Here is a 395-nt window from a genome sequence, read left to right as displayed (position 1 = left end):
TGAAATAATGAGTGCAGATTTTTAAGAGATGGAAAAATGCTAGATGCGTATTTAATGGCGATTTCTACTCAGTAACAGCTTATTCTGGTTACCGTTCACTTAATTTAGATACTTCGAGAGGCAACTATATGTTAACTTCTGATGTTTCTGATGAAAAGTTAGGTGTTGTAATTCTGGATGCTCTTTCTAAAAGTCGGCTGATTGATCCCGATGATAATTTTTTTGACAATGAAAGAAAGGCTGAGAGATATAAAGAGTGGGTTGAACTCTTAATGGAAACTCACAATTATCGTTCAAGACGTCAGCTTTTTAAAAAAATGCATAATTGTGGAATCCAATTGCTTGATGATCAAATAACGATAAAGCCATCTCTCCATGAAAAATTGGAAGGCTGG

At 34.7% G+C, this 395-nt stretch carries 1 protein-coding gene; it reads left to right on the top strand.

The genetic code is table 11. From position 1 onward, the window contains the following. Positions 1–11: 11 nt before the first annotated feature. Positions 12–395: contact-dependent growth inhibition system immunity protein (locus KZ793_RS20835; RefSeq protein ID WP_225817060.1), on the top strand; the 384-nt coding region annotated here is incomplete at its 3' end.

Source organism: Photorhabdus antumapuensis (assembly GCF_020387775.1).
Taxonomy (GTDB): domain Bacteria; phylum Pseudomonadota; class Gammaproteobacteria; order Enterobacterales; family Enterobacteriaceae; genus Photorhabdus; species Photorhabdus antumapuensis.
Note: the sequence above shows the minus strand (reverse complement) of the source record. Positions and strands in the feature narration are given on the sequence as shown.